12 protein-coding genes and 1 pseudogene are annotated in these 15057 nt (G+C 75.8%); 4 read left to right on the top strand and 9 right to left on the bottom strand.

Annotated features, from left to right (window positions below):
- Nucleotides 1-25 precede the first annotated feature (25 nt).
- Nucleotides 26-1201, bottom strand: a complete 1176-nt coding sequence (locus A2U95_RS19245; protein WP_240957364.1) for a S8 family serine peptidase — start codon at nucleotides 1199-1201, stop codon at nucleotides 26-28.
- A 186-nt stretch (nucleotides 1202-1387) separates the two neighbouring features.
- On the opposite strand from A2U95_RS19245, the gene A2U95_RS19240 reads away from it, so the two are divergent.
- Nucleotides 1388-4711 (top strand): right-handed parallel beta-helix repeat-containing protein, encoded by a 3324-nt coding sequence (locus tag A2U95_RS19240; protein ID WP_166024197.1) that lies wholly within the window; start codon nucleotides 1388-1390, stop codon nucleotides 4709-4711.
- 126 nt (nucleotides 4712-4837) lie between these two features.
- Here the strand turns inward: A2U95_RS19240 and A2U95_RS19235 are convergent, their stop codons facing one another.
- From A2U95_RS19235 to A2U95_RS19225, 3 genes are all read right to left on the bottom strand, one after another.
- Nucleotides 4838-5566, bottom strand: a complete 729-nt coding sequence (locus A2U95_RS19235; RefSeq protein ID WP_166024195.1) for a hypothetical protein — start codon at nucleotides 5564-5566, stop codon at nucleotides 4838-4840.
- A 57-nt stretch (nucleotides 5567-5623) separates the two neighbouring features.
- The gene (locus A2U95_RS19230) at nucleotides 5624-6412 is read right to left on the bottom strand and encodes a class I SAM-dependent methyltransferase (RefSeq protein ID WP_166024193.1); all 789 of its coding nucleotides are present in this window, start codon (nucleotides 6410-6412) and stop codon (nucleotides 5624-5626) included.
- 152 nt (nucleotides 6413-6564) lie between these two features.
- Nucleotides 6565-6906: an antibiotic biosynthesis monooxygenase family protein gene (locus tag A2U95_RS19225; protein ID WP_166024191.1), complete on the bottom strand. Its 342-nt coding sequence runs from the start codon at nucleotides 6904-6906 to the stop codon at nucleotides 6565-6567.
- A 256-nt stretch (nucleotides 6907-7162) separates the two neighbouring features.
- Here A2U95_RS19225 and A2U95_RS19220 point away from each other — a divergent pair, with 256 nt between their 5' ends.
- Entirely contained in the window at nucleotides 7163-7474 is a 312-nt protein-coding gene (locus tag A2U95_RS19220) for a hypothetical protein (RefSeq protein ID WP_166024190.1), read from the top strand.
- A gap of 25 nt (nucleotides 7475-7499) precedes the next feature.
- Nucleotides 7500-8312, top strand: coding sequence for an inositol monophosphatase family protein (locus A2U95_RS19215; RefSeq protein WP_166024188.1), 813 nt, complete (start codon nucleotides 7500-7502; stop codon nucleotides 8310-8312).
- A gap of 11 nt (nucleotides 8313-8323) precedes the next feature.
- Here the strand turns inward: A2U95_RS19215 and A2U95_RS19210 are convergent.
- From A2U95_RS19210 to A2U95_RS19195, 4 genes and pseudogenes are all read right to left on the bottom strand, one after another.
- Nucleotides 8324-9778: pseudogene (locus A2U95_RS19210) on the bottom strand (CHAT domain-containing protein); the annotation flags it as partial.
- A gap of 105 nt (nucleotides 9779-9883) precedes the next feature.
- On the bottom strand, nucleotides 9884-10924 hold the full coding sequence (locus tag A2U95_RS19205) for an NUDIX hydrolase (protein ID WP_166024184.1): 1041 nt from the start codon (nucleotides 10922-10924) through the stop codon (nucleotides 9884-9886).
- A gap of 167 nt (nucleotides 10925-11091) precedes the next feature.
- Nucleotides 11092-11388 carry a hypothetical protein gene (locus tag A2U95_RS19200; protein WP_166020158.1) on the bottom strand — a complete coding sequence of 99 codons (297 nt, stop codon included), beginning with the start codon at nucleotides 11386-11388 and terminating at the stop codon, nucleotides 11092-11094.
- 175 nt (nucleotides 11389-11563) lie between these two features.
- Nucleotides 11564-12523 carry an ROK family protein gene (locus A2U95_RS19195; RefSeq protein WP_166024182.1) on the bottom strand — a complete coding sequence of 320 codons (960 nt, stop codon included), beginning with the start codon at nucleotides 12521-12523 and terminating at the stop codon, nucleotides 11564-11566.
- Between the two features lie 162 nt (nucleotides 12524-12685).
- Between A2U95_RS19195 and A2U95_RS19190 the strand changes: the two genes are divergently transcribed.
- Nucleotides 12686-13678, top strand: a complete 993-nt coding sequence (locus tag A2U95_RS19190) for a LacI family DNA-binding transcriptional regulator (protein WP_240957480.1) — start codon at nucleotides 12686-12688, stop codon at nucleotides 13676-13678.
- Between the two features lie 7 nt (nucleotides 13679-13685).
- Here the strand turns inward: A2U95_RS19190 and A2U95_RS19185 are convergent, their stop codons facing one another.
- Nucleotides 13686-14960: a DUF6986 family protein gene (locus A2U95_RS19185; RefSeq protein WP_166024178.1), complete on the bottom strand. Its 1275-nt coding sequence runs from the start codon at nucleotides 14958-14960 to the stop codon at nucleotides 13686-13688.
- Nucleotides 14961-15057 lie beyond the last annotated feature (97 nt).

Below are 15057 nucleotides of genomic sequence, written 5' to 3'. Positions count from 1 at the left end.
CGGCGGGGCCGGGGCGCCGGGCGCGTCAGTCCGCCGGCCGCCACCGTCGTGCCCGGCCCCGCGGGATCACCGCGGCGGCCGCCGCCACCAGCAGGACCAGCCCGCCGCCGACCGACGCGACCACCACGGCACGGGTGCGGGGGGTCCGCGAGGGCTCCGCGGGCAGTTCGGCGGCGGGCGGCCGCGGCACCGTGCCGGCGGTGTCGCTCAGGACGGCGGTGAGGGCGGCGTAGGCGTCCAGGCGCGGGGGAGAGGCCGGGTACGCCGTGTCGGTCAGCCGGCGCGACACCTCGGCCGCGCTCAGGCCGGGGTGGCGGGCCCGTACGAGTGCCGCCGCGCCGGCCACGTGCGCGGCCGCCAGGGAGGACCCGGACCCCAGGTAGTGCCCGGTGCCCTCCGGCCCGTTGCCGACCACCGCGACGCCGGGGGCCGCGAGGTCCGCCGACAGGGCGGTGGGCGCCCCGGTGGGCCGGCCGCCACCGGAGCCGTAGTCCATCACGGCCAGGACGCCCGGTGCCGAGGCCGGCCAGTACCAGTGCGGGGCGGCCTCCTCGTCCGCGTCCCTCGGCAGGGCGTCCGGGGCGAACGGGGCGACCACCAGGGCGTCGCGGCCGGTGGCGTACTCCACCGCGTCGGTCAGTTCCTCCTTGCCGGCCGGCAGCGCCCGCGCGACGTAGATGACCTTCGCGCCGGCCCCGGCGGCCGTCCTGATGCCGGCGGCGAGCAGGGCGGGGGTGGTCGCGCCGCGCTCCCGGGTGGCCCGCACCGCGAGGATCCTGGCCGCGGGGGCCACGCCCACGGCGCCCACGCCCTCGGCCGGGGCCGCGGCGATCAGCCCGGCGGCGAAGCTGCCGTGCCCGACGCAGTCGCCGCCCCCGCCCCCGGCCGTCTCCACCCGGCCGGACAGGGCCGGGATCGAGGTGCCGACACCGGTGTCCACCACCGCCACGGTCACCCCGGCCCCCCGGGACTGCTGCCACGCGCGGGACAGACCGAGGGCACGGGTGGTCCACGGCTCGCTCCTCGCGGTCCGGCCGGACGCCTCGGCGCACGCCTCGTCCGGGGCCAGTTCCGTACGGACGACCGGCAGCTCCACCGGGCCGGGGTCGGCCGCGGCGGGTGTCGCACCGGCGGCGAGCAGGGGTACGGCGGCCAGCAGGGCGGCCGCGGCCGCACGCCCGGAGGTGGGGTCGCGTCGCATGGCGGGCATCCTATGGTGTCCCAGGGAGAGGTACCGACGGTCCCCACGGTGCGGAACATCCAGGTGAACAAGCGTGAACTACCCATACCCGCCTGGAAGATGCCCGTCCCTCTCACGTAGCCTGCATCCGGCGCGTCCCGCCGTCCCACAGGGCCGACCGCGGCGCCGGAACGAGGAGGATCAAGCTTGTCACGGCAGTTGCTCACCGTCTGCCCGGATCAGCCGGATAGTTTCGGGACCATCGGTGAAGCCCTGGCTCAGGCGCGCAGCGGCGCGGTCGTCCGGGTCAAGCCCGGCCGCTACCCGGAGAACCTGACCGTCCGCACCCGGGTGACGATCGTCGCCGAGGGCGAGCGCGGCAGCGTCGAGATCTGCCCCCGCAGGGGCAGCGCGATCGTCCTGGTCGCCGACGCGGTCATGCTCACCGACCTGACGCTGCGCGGCGGTTCCGAGGACGTGCCGGTCGTCGACGCGGCACGCGGCCAGGTCGCCATGGACGGCTGCACCGTCGTCGGCTCCGGCTGGACCGCCCTGCTGGCCCGCGAGTCGGGCTCCCTGGCCATGAGGGACTGCCGGGTCAGCAACCCGGTCGGCGCCGGCGTCGTGGACACCACGGACACCGGCAGCGTCATCGCCGACTGCGTGCTCGAGAACCTGGGCACCACCGCCGTCGTGATCAGCGACAGCGGCCGCACCACCGTGCGGGACTGCCGCATCCGCGACGCCCGCGGCAACGGCGTGCTCGCCAACGGCGAGGCCCGGGGCGTCGTCGAGGACTGCGACATCTCCGGCACGGAGAAGCCCGCCCTCGCCCTGGAGGGCAGCAGCAGCACCCGGGTGCAGCGCGTGCGCGTCCACGACGCGGCCGTCGGCGTCTACGTCACCAGCGACTCGCGTCCGGTGGTCGAGCACGTGACGGTCTCCGACACCTCCGGCCCCGGCTTCGTGGTGGCGACCGGCGCCGACCCGGAGGTGCTGCGCTGCCGCACCTCACGCACCAAGGGCAACGGACTGGCCGTCACCGAGCGCTCCCGCGGCACCTTCCGGGAGTGCGAGTTCGACACCGCGGGCGGACCGGCGATCCGCGTGATCGGCAGCAGCACGCCCACCCTGACCGACACCACGGTGCGCGACTGCGCGGACGCCAAGGGCGCCGTGGTGCTGGAGGAGGACTCGGCCGCCGAGTTCGACCGGCTGGAGATAGCCGACGCGGCCGGCACCGCCGTCCTCATCCGGGGCGGCGGCAACCCGCTGGTCCGCCGCGCCCGGATCACCGCGCCCGGCGGGTGCGGCGTGGAGGTCGTGGACGACGGCCGCGGCCGGCTGGAGAACTGCGAGATCGTGGACGCCGGGGCGGACGGCGTGCGGGTCGCCGGCGGCGGCAACCCGCACCTGCGGGACACCACCGTGCGCGGCGCGGCCGACGCCGGCATCCGGATCGGCGCCGACGGCCGGGGGACGGTCCGCGACGGCCGGGTGCACGGCTCGGGCGCCTCCGGCGTCGCCGTGGACAAGGGCGGCGAACTCTCCGTGCTGCGCACCGAGGTCAGCGACGCGGGGGCGCACGGCGTGATGGCCGTCGACGGGGCCCGGCTGTCCCTCGACGCCTGCACGGTCACGGGCAGCCTCGGCGACGGCATCCGCATCGACAGCACCGAGCCGGTCACCGTGGCGGGCTGTGCCGTACGGGAGAACCGGGGCGCCGGACTGAAGCAGACCCGCGCCGGTGACCGGTGCACCGTGGAGGACCTGACCAGCGCGGGCAACGGCGCCCCCGACGTGTGGGGCGCCGAGGTCCCCGGCGCCGCGCCGGCGGGCGACGCGGGCGGCAGGGGCCGCGCCGCGAAGGCGGCTCCGTCCGGTCCGCTGGAGGAGCTGGAGTCACTGATCGGCCTGGCCGACGTCAAGCACCAGGTCCGCACCCTGGTCAACCTCAACCAGCTGGCGCAGCGCCGCGCCCGGCTCGGTATGCCGGTGCCGCCGATGAGCCGCCACCTGGTCTTCTCCGGTCCGCCCGGCACCGGCAAGACCACCGTCGCCCGCCTGTACGGCGGCATCCTCACCGACCTGGGCGTGCTGCGCTCGGGGCACCTGGTCGAGGTGTCCCGGGCCGACCTCGTCGCCCAGGTCATCGGCGGTACGGCGATCAAGACGACCGAGGCGTTCAACGAGGCGCTCGGCGGCGTGCTGTTCCTGGACGAGGCGTACACGCTGCTCTCGGACGGCAAGGGCAGCGGCGCCGACTTCGGCCGCGAGGCGATCGACACCCTGCTGAAGCTGATGGAGGACCACCGCGACGACGTCGTGGTGATCGCCGCCGGCTACACCGACGAGATGGCCGACTTCCTCAACTCCAACCCGGGCCTGGCCTCGCGCTTCACCCGCACCATCGAGTTCGCCAACTACTCGGTGGAGGAGCTCGTCACGATCACCGAGCGGATGTGCGAGGCCCACCACTACGTGCTGGACCCGCGCACGCTGGACGCGCTCGCCCGGCACTACGGACAGATGGAGCGGGGCGCCACGTTCGGCAACGGCCGCGCCGCGCGCAGGGTGTTCGAGGAGATGGTGGACCGGCAGGCGTTCCGGCTCGGTTCGATGGCGGACCCGGCCGAGGCGGACCTGTCGCTGTTGCTGCCCGAGGACGTCGGCACCGACGCGGGCGCCGCCGCGCAGGAGACCACCAGCTCCGAGGAACTGCTCGCCAAGCTCGAGGCCATGGTCGGCCTCGGCGCGGTCAAGCGCGAGGTGACCGACCTGGTGAACCTCCTGGCCACGACCCGTCAGCGGCGCGCGGCCGGGCTGCCCACGCCGAAGATCAGTCAGCACCTGGTCTTCTCCGGCCCGCCCGGCACCGGCAAGACCACCGTCGCCCGCCTGTACGCGGAGCTGCTGCACTCCCTGGGGGTGCTGCCCAAGGGCCAGCTCGTGGAGGTGGCCCGCGCGGACCTCGTCGGCCGGTACGTCGGCCACACCGCGCAGATCACCAAGGAGGTCTTCGAACGGGCGCTGGGCGGCGTGCTGTTCATCGACGAGGCGTACACCCTCACCCCCGAGGGCGCGACGAGCGACTTCGGCCGTGAGGCGGTGGAGACGCTGTTGAAGCTGATGGAGGACCACCGGGACGAGATCGTCGTCATCGCGGCCGGCTACACCGCCGAGATGCAGCGGTTCCTGGACTCCAACCCCGGCCTGTCCTCGCGGTTCACCCGCACCGTGGAGTTCGAGAACTACACCACCGAGGAACTCGTCGAGATCATCACCACGCAGGCCGCGGACTCCGGCTACGACTGCCCGCCGGAGACCGTGGCGGCGCTCGGCCGGTACGTGGCGGCGATCCCGCGGGACCGCAACTTCGGCAACGCCCGCACCGGGCGGCGGCTGGTGGAGGCGATGATGACACGGCAGGCCCGGCGGATCGGCACGCTGGCCGCGCCCGGCCTGGACGACCTGCGGCTGCTGCGGCCCGACGACATCCCCGTGGAGGACCCCGCCGGGGCGCCGCGCTGAGGCGCGCGCGCCGGTCCTCCCTGGCGGCCCGCGGCGTGGGCGCCGGACGGCGAACCGGACGGTCCCGCCGACCCCGGTGGGACGGGTGCGGTGGCGGCGCCGCGCGTTGCCCGCGCGCGGTCGCGGTCACCGGTCGCCGATCACCGCGAAGGCGAAGAGGAGCCGCCGGTCGAGCCAGTCGGCCCGCACGCGGAACTTCCAGGAACCCCGGGAGGTCGCGACCGTCCGGAAGCCGGTCCGCCACACGAGGACGCGAGGACCCTCGTCGTCCAGGTCGGCCTCGCCCTCGCCCAGCGCGAAGGAGAGCACCACCAGGACCACGCCCCAGAACCCGCCGAGCAGTCTCCACAGCAGCCGCAGCGGATTCGCGGTCAGCCACTCGGTGCGAGCGGTGACCACCGGCCTGCCGGGCTGTTCGAAGCGCCAGGAGCGCGGGTACAGCAGGAACCTGCCCGGCACTCTGCGGATCGTCCCGATCTCCCGGCCCCGGGCGTCCCGGACCGTCCAGCGGTGCTCGCGGCCGGTCCGCACCGGAAGGTCGAGCGAGCAGATCGGCCGCGTGAGACCGGGGTCCGCGCAGACGGCGCCCGCGGTGGGCCGGCCGGCCGCGTCCGGGACCGCCGGAACGCGGACGAACGCGCAGGGCGGGAAGAGGCTGCCGCGCCCGCGGCCCTGCCGCACCCGGAGCGCGAGCGGACCCCTGACCGGTCGCCCGCGCCATCCGGGTGCCGGGCGCTCCTCGGTGCCGAGCCGGAACCTCCGCACCCGCTCCCACGGAACCGGAGCGAGCGGGGCACTGCCCGCGGCCCCGGCCGCCACTGCCGTGACCTCGCCGTTCGTTCCCGTGACCGTCATGACACCTCCTCGGTGTTCGACCCGGTCACAGGGACGTCCCGGCCGCCCGGTCCGGTTTCAGCCGAACGGCTCCGACTGCCGGAAGACCCGGATCTTCGACTGGCCGTGCGGCAGGAGCTCCCAGTCGTCCATGAAGTCCGCCTTCAGGCCGTGCTTCTCCGCGAGGGCCAGCAGGGTCTCCGTGCGGTAGTAGAAGTCCTCCCGCAGGACGTGGTGCTCCTTGCCCTCCGTGCGGTCGAAGGTGAAGTCGAACCAGCCGCCGGGGGCGAGCACCCTGCCGACGTGGGACAGGCACTCCTCGATGACCTGCAGCGGGGAGTGCGAGAAGACGCTGTGCGCGTGCACCACGTCGAAGTACGCGTCCGGCAGGAAGCGCAGCGAGAGGTCGCGGACCGGGGTGAGGGCCGGCAGCCGGTCCCGCAGGTCCATCCGCACGATCGTCTCCTGCGCGGCGAACAGGATGTCGGGCGAGATGTCGATGCCGTAGTAGTGGCCGGGATCGAGGTACCGGACGAAACGCCAGCCGCCCCGCAGGTTGCCGCAGCCGATGTCGAGCATCCGGTGCTCCGGGCGCAGCCCGTGACCGACGAGGTAGTCGAACTGCATGGCTCCCAGCGCCATCCAGCGCTCCCGGCTGCCGCTGCCCACCGCCGCGTCGGGGTCGGCCCGGGTGTCGGACCGCATGACGGCGCGGTAGTAGGACACGTGGTCCGGTGACGTGCTGCGCAGCCACAGGTCGCGGGCGGCACGGGAGAGGTGGCGCGGGACCCGGTCGGGATGCCGCAACGCGTAGTTGATGCGGTGGCCGAGGGCGGCACGGTTGACGCTGAGCTTCTTCGTCGGCATGGCCCCTCTCTACCGGGCGTACCGGCGGCCCGCGCCACCCCCCACGCCCGATTCGCCCGATCGGCCGCCGCCCCTCGCCGGGACGGCGGCCCGGGGCGCCGGTGCCCGGAACCCCGGAACCCCGGAACCCCGGGGCCCCGGGCACCGGTACCTCAGACGTCCTGTCCGCCGGTCCGTCCCGCCTGCTGCACGACCTCGAACGACCACAGCGTGGACCCGCTCGCGGCCGGCTTCGGCCGCTCGCCGCCCTCGCCCTGGCCGCCCCCCTGGTGGGCGGCCTTCATCGGGCCCTCCATCCAGGCCTGGAACGACTCCTCGTCACGCCAGCGGGTGTAGACGAGGTAGTTGTCGGTGCCCTCGACGGGACGGAGCAGTTCGAACCACTCGAACCCGTCGGAGTTCTCCACGGCGTGCGCCCGGGAGGCGAAGCGCTTCTCCAGCACCTCCCGCTGCTCGCCCGGCACGTTGAGTACGTTGATCTTCACGACGCTCATGCCCTCATCCTGCCGCACCGCCCCGGGAGTTCCGCAACCGGCTCGCGTGCGGCCGCCGAGCGGCCCCTCCGCGCGGGTCCGGCGCGCACCGCTTCGGCCGCCACCGCCTCACGGCGCGGCTCACCGGGCGGGGCCCGGACGCCCTTTCGCTCCTCGTGCGAGGAGGCTCGCGGACGGCCGCCGTTTCGGGCAAGGTGGGTTCCGGGGACGGAGGCCGCGGCGGGCGCGCCGGCCGGCCCCCGCGGCGGGAGGGCACATGGCCGAGCCGGTCAGCGGCTGGATATGGAGCCACAACCTGCTGCCCTTCCTCCAGTTGCTCTCCCACTACGCCGGCTACGCCTTCGACGGCACGGACTGGGTGACCGTCGAGGCGGGCACCGAGGACACCGACGACGGACGCGCGGACGGCTGGTACTCCTACCCGTTGGCCGGCACCCGTGCCGAGCTGGAGGTCACGCTCGCCCGCGCCCGGGGGACCGACGTGCTGATGGTCACCGTCACCGGACTTCCCGACGGCGAACTCCGGCTGCGCGCCGACACGTTGGTCTCCGCCTTCGCGAGCGTGTGACCGGCCGGCGGCGTATCCTCCCCGGATGCTGACGACGAGTGGGCCGACCGACGCCCAGGTGGCCGTCGCCGCCGCGCGGGCGGGGGCCTCGGTGGTGCGCGACATGTACGGCGGCACGCCGGAACGCTTCGACAAGGGAGCCGGGGACTTCGCCACCGCGGCGGACCTGGCCGCCGAGAAGGCCATTCTGGACGTGCTGCGGACCCTGCGCCCCGACGACCCGGTGACCGGTGAGGAGAGCGGCGCCACCGGGGAGGCGCAGGCCGCGCGCCGGTGGCTCGTCGACCCCCTCTGCGGCACCCTCAACTACGCGGCGCACACCATGCTCGTCGGCGTGAACGTCGCGCTGCGCGACGGCGGACGGGTGGTCGCGGCCGCCACGGCGGACCCCTTCACCGGCGAGGTGTACCGGACCGGCGCCGGCCGCGCCCGGCTCCTCGCCCGCGACGGCACGGAGAGCGATGTGACGCCCTCGTCCCGCTCCCGCCTGGTCGACCTCAACCTCGACCCGCCGTTCCCCAACGCCCCCGGTTTCCTGGCCGCCCGCCTGCTCACCGACCCGGCGTTCACCGCCCGCTTCCGGCCCCGCGTCGTCTCCACCACCCTGGCCGTCGCCTGGGTCGCCGCGGGCCGCCGGGCCGCGTACGTCACCGACGGCGACCTGCGCGACAGCGTGCACTTCTCCGCCGGGATCGCCCTCTGCGAAGCCGCCGGCTGCGTGGTCACCGGACTCGACGGCCTGCCCCCGTACACCGGCGCCAACGGCCTGGTCGCCGCGGCCGACCACGAGACCCACGCGGCACTGCTGGCCATGGCACGGGCGCAGGCCGAAGGCTGACGGCGCGCGCCTCAGGCGGCCCCGAAGGCGGTGAACGCCCACCCGGTGGCCTGGTGCACCGCGTCACCCGGAAGGGCCGCGCGGGCGTCGCGCAGCGCCTCGGCCAGCGACAGCCCGCAGGCCAGCCCCTTGTGCAGCGCCAGCATCAGCGGAACCACCGCCGCGTCGTTCACCGGGGCGCTGCTCGCCACCACGCCCGCCGTGCCCAGCGGCAGCAACGCCGTCACCAGGCCCAGCAGTTCGTCCGCGCCGACCGGCGCCAGCCGCGCCGTGTCGCAGCTGGACAGGATGAGCCGGTACGGGCTGCGCTCCAGCCGCTCGAAGTCGTGCACGGTCAACGGCCCGTCGGCCAGCCGCAGCGACGAGAAGAGCGGGTTGTCGGCGCGGAACACGCCGTGCGCGGCGATGTGCGACAGCGACGCCCCGTCCAGCGCGCGCAGCACCGCCCCGGCCCGCGCCCCGTCCCCCTCCAGCAGGGTCAGCCGCCCGTACAGGTCGGTCAGTTCCGGCACCTCGGCGCCGCCCGTCGCCAGCCCGGGCCCGCGCACCAGGACGTGCCGGCCCGTCGGCGGCGGCGCGGTCTCCCGCGCGCGCAGCCAGGTCCCCGCGGACGGGGAGACGCTCACCACCCGCTCCCGCAACGACGGCAGCAGCGCCCACGGCACCCGGTGCAGCCTCCCCGGCGGCACCACCACGACCGGCCCCGGGCCGAGCTCCGCGGCCGCCTCCCCGAGCAGCAGCTCCTCCAGCCGCCGCCCGGCGGCCTCCAGCAGCGGCAGCCGGGCCGCCCCACCGGGATGGGCCAGCCGCCGCAGCCCCGCCTGCACCAGCTCCGCCTCCGCCACCGCGCGCGACAGCCGCCCGCCCGCGAACCTCCGCACCCGGCCGCCGCCGCACAGCAGCACCCGGACCCGGTCGTCCAGCACCACCAGCTCCACCAGCTGTCCGCCGTCGCGCTCCAGCCGCTCCACCAGCGCCGCCGGGTCCAGCCGTCTGCCGTCGCCCGCGCCGCCGCCCCGCGCCCGCAGGGTCCGTGCCCGGATCTCCCGCTCCAGACGCCGCTGCTCCCGCTCCAGCGCGGGCACCGGGCGCCCGTCACGGCGCGCCTCCTCGGCGCGGGAGGCGATCTCCCGGAACGACGTCAGGTCCGCCAGCAGTCCCGGATCCTCGGGCGGCCGGGCGGCCGGCGCCGCGAGCGCGGCGGCCCGCCACCGCTCGCTCCACTCCAGCAGCCGCCGCGCACCGCCGGACGCCAGCGCCGCCTCCTGGGCCAGCGCCGCCAGCTCGGCGCCCTGCTCGGACACCCGGGCCCGCAACTCCGGCGCGCCCAGCGTGGTCCGGTGCTCGTCGAGCACGTCCAGTCCGCGCCGGCAGGCCTGGAGCACGCCCCGGCGCGAGCCGGCCGCCCGGGCCCGCAGCGCCTGCGCCACCCAGCCCGTCACCCGGGCCTGCGGCGGCGGCGCCCGCGGACCCGGCGCGGCGGACCCGCCCCGCGGGCGGCGGACCCACCTCGGCGGCCCCGTCGCGGCGGACGCCGTCGCGGTGGGCCGGCCCGCCGTGACGGCGGCGGGTCACCCCACCGGCTCTCCCGCCTCCAGGTACATCGCCGCGCCCCGTTCCCGCGCGCGCAGCGCCCACTGGAGCCGGCGGAACCGCACCGGCGGCATCAGTTCGGCGGCCTCCGCCTCGGTGACGAACCGCCAGCCGCGCAGTTCGGGACCGGGCAGCAGCACGCGGGCGGCGTCGTCGCCGCGCAGCCGTCCGCCGTCGAACAGGAACCGCAGTCCGCCGTATCCCGGGGGCCGCGGCGACTCCCAGTCGACCACCAGCAGCCGCGGTTCCTCCCCCAGGCGCAGCCCGGTCTCCTCGGCCACCTCCCGCACCCCCGCCCGCGCGGGCGCCTCGCCCCGTTCGACCACCCCGCCGGGGAACTCCCACCCCGGCTTGTAGGTGGGGTCGACCAGCAGGAAGCGGTCCTGCTGGTCGAAGAGCAGGACCCCGGAGGCCACCGTCTCGGCGCTCGGCTCGGGGGTCTGCACGATGTCGCAGACGGCGGCCTCCCCACTGCCCACCGCCCGCGCTATCCGGGCCGCGGTCTGCTGGGGGGTGAGCGGGCCGTTGTCCACGGGATGGGCGTCGGCGGCCAGCCAGGAGCCGAGCGCGGCCAGGTAGGGCTCGATGTGGTCCTGGCGCCACCGGCGTACACGCCGCTGTGCGTCGGGCAGTGCGTCCGGTGCCTCCGCGTCCGCTATCCGCTGACGGAGAATCGTTTCCGCCGGAGTGAGCACCACATGGCGGACGGTGATCCGGCGCGCGGCGAGAGCGCCGAAGATCTCGTCGCGGTACTCCTGGCGCAGCAGGGTCATGGGAACGACCAGGGTGCCGCCCAGCTCCGAGAGCATCGCGGCCGCGGTGTCCACCACCAGCCGCCGCCAGATCGGCAGGTCCTGGTAATCGTCGATCCCGGCGAGGTGCTTGGGTGGCAGCATGCGGGTGAGCGCGCCGCCGACCACCTCGGGATCGAAGAGCGCGCTGTCGGGCATCAGGTCCAGCAGCTCTCTCGCGGTGCTGGACTTGCCCGCGCCGAACGCGCCGTTGATCCAGACGATCACTGTTCCCCCTCTTCTCCGGATCCTCGTCCTCTCCGGACGACTGTGACGTGCCCGCCCCATGCTGCATCGGAAACCAGCCGCAGATGAGGGGGCAACGGGGGAGCACGGAGGGATCACGGTGGCGGCGGGCGGGCCCGTGGCCCGCACCGCCGCACCACGGGGAGGCGTCAGACCGCGGGCCACAGGCCCGCGTCGGGGGCCGGCAGCGTCTCGAGGGCCTCCAGGGCCCGCAGGGTCTCCAGTCCTTCGAGGTACGCGGCTCCCTCGTGAAAGGTGGTGTCGGCGGACGGTCCGAAGACCTCGTGGCGGGCGATGCCGTCGTCGCCGGTGAGCTCCTCCACCGTGCCGCGCACGTCCTCGACGGGGCGTTCGGCCTCCTCGCCCTCCGCGTGGGAGGGCGAGACCGCCGCGAGGACGCACCCGGCGGCGAAGGAGGCGATGGCGAGCATGCTGCGCTTCTTCATGCCGCTACAACAGCGCAGCGGGTTCGCCGGTCACCGCGACACGCCCGGAGGACGGCAACTCGGTCGGAACCGGTCGCCACGGGTCAAGCGAAGGCATCCGAAAACGACATCGGGTGACGCATCCCGCACCGGGCGGCCGGGCCGGCGCCCCCGCCGGTCACGCCGATGCCGCCGGTCACGCCTCCAGCCGTCCCAGCGCCGCCGCCGCCGCGCCGATCAGGCCGGCGTCCGGGCCGGTCAGGGCCGGCACGACGCGCAGACCGCGGGTGAAGGACAGCGTCGCGTACTGCGGCAGCGCCTCCCGCAGCGGGGCGAACAGGACCTCGCCCGCCCCGGCCACTCCCCCGCCGATCACCGCGACCTCGATCTCGACCAGCGCGGCCACCGCGGCGATCGAGGCGGCCAGGGCCCGTCCGGCGCGGGCGAAGGAGGCCACCGCGGCCGGGTGGCCGGCCCGGGCGGCGGCGGCCACCGCGACGGCCGAGACGTCGGCGCCGGGGTCCGGGCGCCAGCCGTTCTCCAGCGCCCGCCGGGCTATCGCGGGTCCCCGCGCCAGGCCCTCGACGCACCCGCGGGCGCCGCAGGGACAGGGGTCGCCGTCGAGGTCGACACTGATGTGGCCGATGTGCCCGGCGTTGCCGGTGCTCCCCTGCCGGACCCGTCCGCCGAGCACCAGGCCGCCGCCCACGCCGGTGGACACCACCATGCACAGGGCGTCGGAGCTGCCGCGGGCCGCGCCCACCCAGTGCTCCGCGGCGGCGATCGCGGCTCCGTCGCCGATCAGTTCCACCGGCAGGCCGCCGACCCGTTCGCCGACCCGTTCGCGCAGCGGATAGCCGCGCCAGGCGGGGATGTTGACGGGCGAGACGGCTCCCGCCGCCCGGTCCACCGGGCCCGCGCTGCCGATGCCGACGCCCCGGACCTCCGCCCAGAGCGGCGAGGACCGGAGGTCGTCCAGCACCTCGGCGACCGCGGCCATCACGTTCCCGCCGTCCTCCGCCGCGGGAGTGGCCCGCCTGGCGCGCAGCCGGATCCGCCCCTCGTCGTCCACCAGCGCGCCCGCGATCTTGGTGCCGCCGATGTCCAGCGCGGCCACCAGGCCGGCCGGCGCGGGCGCGGTACCCGTCGACGTCATGTCCCCCCCTTGTTTTCCTGCCGTTTCCCTGCCTGACAACGATGTCCAGACTCTATGCTCGTCGCCGCACGCCGCGCATCCGCCCTCTACGGACAGGACCAGCACACCGTGACCCTGACCGAAGGCCGTCCGCCCGCCCCCCGCTACGGCAGCCGCCCCACCATGAAGGACGTGGCCGGCCGTGCGGGAGTGGGACTGAAGACGGTCTCCCGGGTGGTGAACGGGGAGCCCGGGGTCACCTTGGAGACCCGTCGCCGGGTGCAGGAGGCGATCGACGCCCTCGGGTTCCGGCGCAACGACAGCGCCCGGGTGCTCCGCAAGGGCCGCACCGCCACCGTGGGGCTGGTCCTGGAGGACCTGGCCGACCCGTTCTACGGTCCCCTGTCCCGGGCGGTGGAGGAGGTGGCGCGGGCCCACGACACCCTGCTGATCAACGGCTCCAGCGCCCACGACCCCTGCCGCGAGCGGGAGTTGGCGCTGGCCCTGTGCTCGCGGCGGGTGGACGGCCTGCTGGTGGTTCCGGCGGGCCCGGACCACCGCTACCTGGAGCCGGAGATGAACGCCGGGATCGCCACGGTGTTCGTGGACCGCCCGGCCCGCGGCATCGCGGCCGACACGGTGCTCTCCGACAACCACGGAGGGGCCCGGTCGGGGGTGGCGCACCTGATCGCCCACGGGCACCGCCGGATCGGCTACATCGGTGACCTCCCGCGGATCCACACGGCGGCGGAACGCCTGCGCGGTTACCGCACGGCGATGGAGGAGGCCGGGCTGCCGGTGCGGCCGGGCTGGGTGTCGCTCGGGAGCACCGCCCCGGAGCGGGTGCGGCGGGCGGCCGAGGAGATGCTGGGCGGGCCCGACCCGGTGACGGCCCTGCTGACCGGGAACAACCGGGTGACGGTGACGGTGGTCCGGGTGCTCGCCGAGCGGGAGCCGCACCGCCCCGTGGCCCTGGTGGGCTTCGACGACTTCGAACTGGCCGACCTGCTGCGGCCCGCGGTCACCGTGGTGGCGCAGGACGCGGCGGGGCTCGGCCGGGTGGCGGCGCGCCGGCTGTTCGACCGGCTGGAGCGGACGGACCTGCCCCCTGCCGTGGTGGAGCTGCCCACGCGTCTCGTGGTGCGGGGATCCGGGGAGCTGCCGCCGGCCGGCTGACGCCGGGTCAGCGGACCGATCCCGGCCGGGCGTACTCCTCGATCCGCCGGCGGGTCAGCCCGGTCCGTCGCGTCACCTCGGCCGGTTCGAGGGCCCCGCAGTCGAGGCCCCGCAGCAGGAAGGCGGCCAGCGCGCGGGCGGTGGCGGGCTCGTCGAGCACGTCGCCGGCGGTGCGGGCGGCGTAGCGGGCGAGACGGTCGGCGGCCCGGCCGAACCCCTCGAGGTGGAAGGCGAACACGGCGGCGTACCGGGTGGGCAGGTGGCCGGGGTGCATGTCCCAGCCCTGGTGGTAGGCGCGGGCCAGGGCCCGGCGGGTGAGCCGGTGGTGCAGCCGCCACGCGTCGTGCACCTGCTCGGTCCCGCCGACCGGGAGCACGTTGGTGGAGCCGTCGCTGACCCGGACGCCGGTGCCGGCCGCGGCCACCTGCATCACCGCCTTGGCGTGGTCGGCGGCGGGATGGTCGCTCGCCTGGTGGGCGGCGGAGACTCCGAGAGCGGCGCTGTAGTCGAAGGTGCCGTAGTGCAGGCCCGTGGCGCGGCCCTCGGCGGCGTGGACCATCCGGGCGACGGTGGCGGTGCCGTCCGCGGACAGGATCGCCTGGCTGGTCTCCACCTGGATCTCGAAGCCGAGCCGTCCGGGCTCCAGGCCGAGCGCCTTCTCGCACTCCTCCAGCAGCCGGACCATGGCGCTCACCTGCTCGGCGGAGGTCACCTTGGGCAGGGTGAGCAGCAGGCCGTCGGGGAGCGGGCCGTGTCCGAGCAGGGTGGTGAGGAAGATGTCGAGCGTGCGCACGCCGCGGCGGCGGACCGGCGCCTCCAGGCACTTCATCCGGATGCCGGCGTACGGCGGCGCGCAGCCGTTCCCGCGGGCCTCGGCGAGCAGGCGCGCGGCGCGCGCGGCGTGCTCGTCCTCCTCCGCGTCGGCGCGCGTTCCGTAGCCGTCCTCGAAGTCGATCCGGAGGTCCTCGACGGGTTCGCGTTCCAGTTTGGCGCGGACGCGGGTGTACACCGGCTCGGCGAGGTCCGCGGGCAGGCCGAGCACGGCGGCGAAGGCGCCGGCGTCGGGGGCGTGCCGGTCGAGTGCGGCGAGCGCCCGGTCGCCCCAGTCCCGGGGCGTGCCGGCGGTGAACTGGTCGGCGGGCACGTACACGGTGTGGACGGGCTGACGCGTGCCGGGGTCGCCGGGGTACCGGCGGGCCAGGTCGGCGTCGACGGGGGCGAGCAGCGCGTCCAGCCGGTCGTGGACCGCGCCGGGCAGGGAGGTCGGCACGGCCTGGCTCATGCGGGGCGCCCCTTTCGGCACGTCAACAGATCGTTGAACTGCGCGGGAGGTTACGGCCCGGCCGCGGACGGGGTCAACAGCGCCCGGCCGCACACGG

Origin of the sequence: Streptomyces chilikensis (assembly GCF_001642695.1) — a bacterium.
In the GTDB taxonomy this organism is placed as follows: Bacteria; Actinomycetota; Actinomycetes; order Streptomycetales; family Streptomycetaceae; genus Streptomyces; species Streptomyces chilikensis.
The sequence above is the reverse complement of the archived record's forward strand: the minus strand, read 5'-3'. Positions and strand labels throughout refer to the sequence as shown.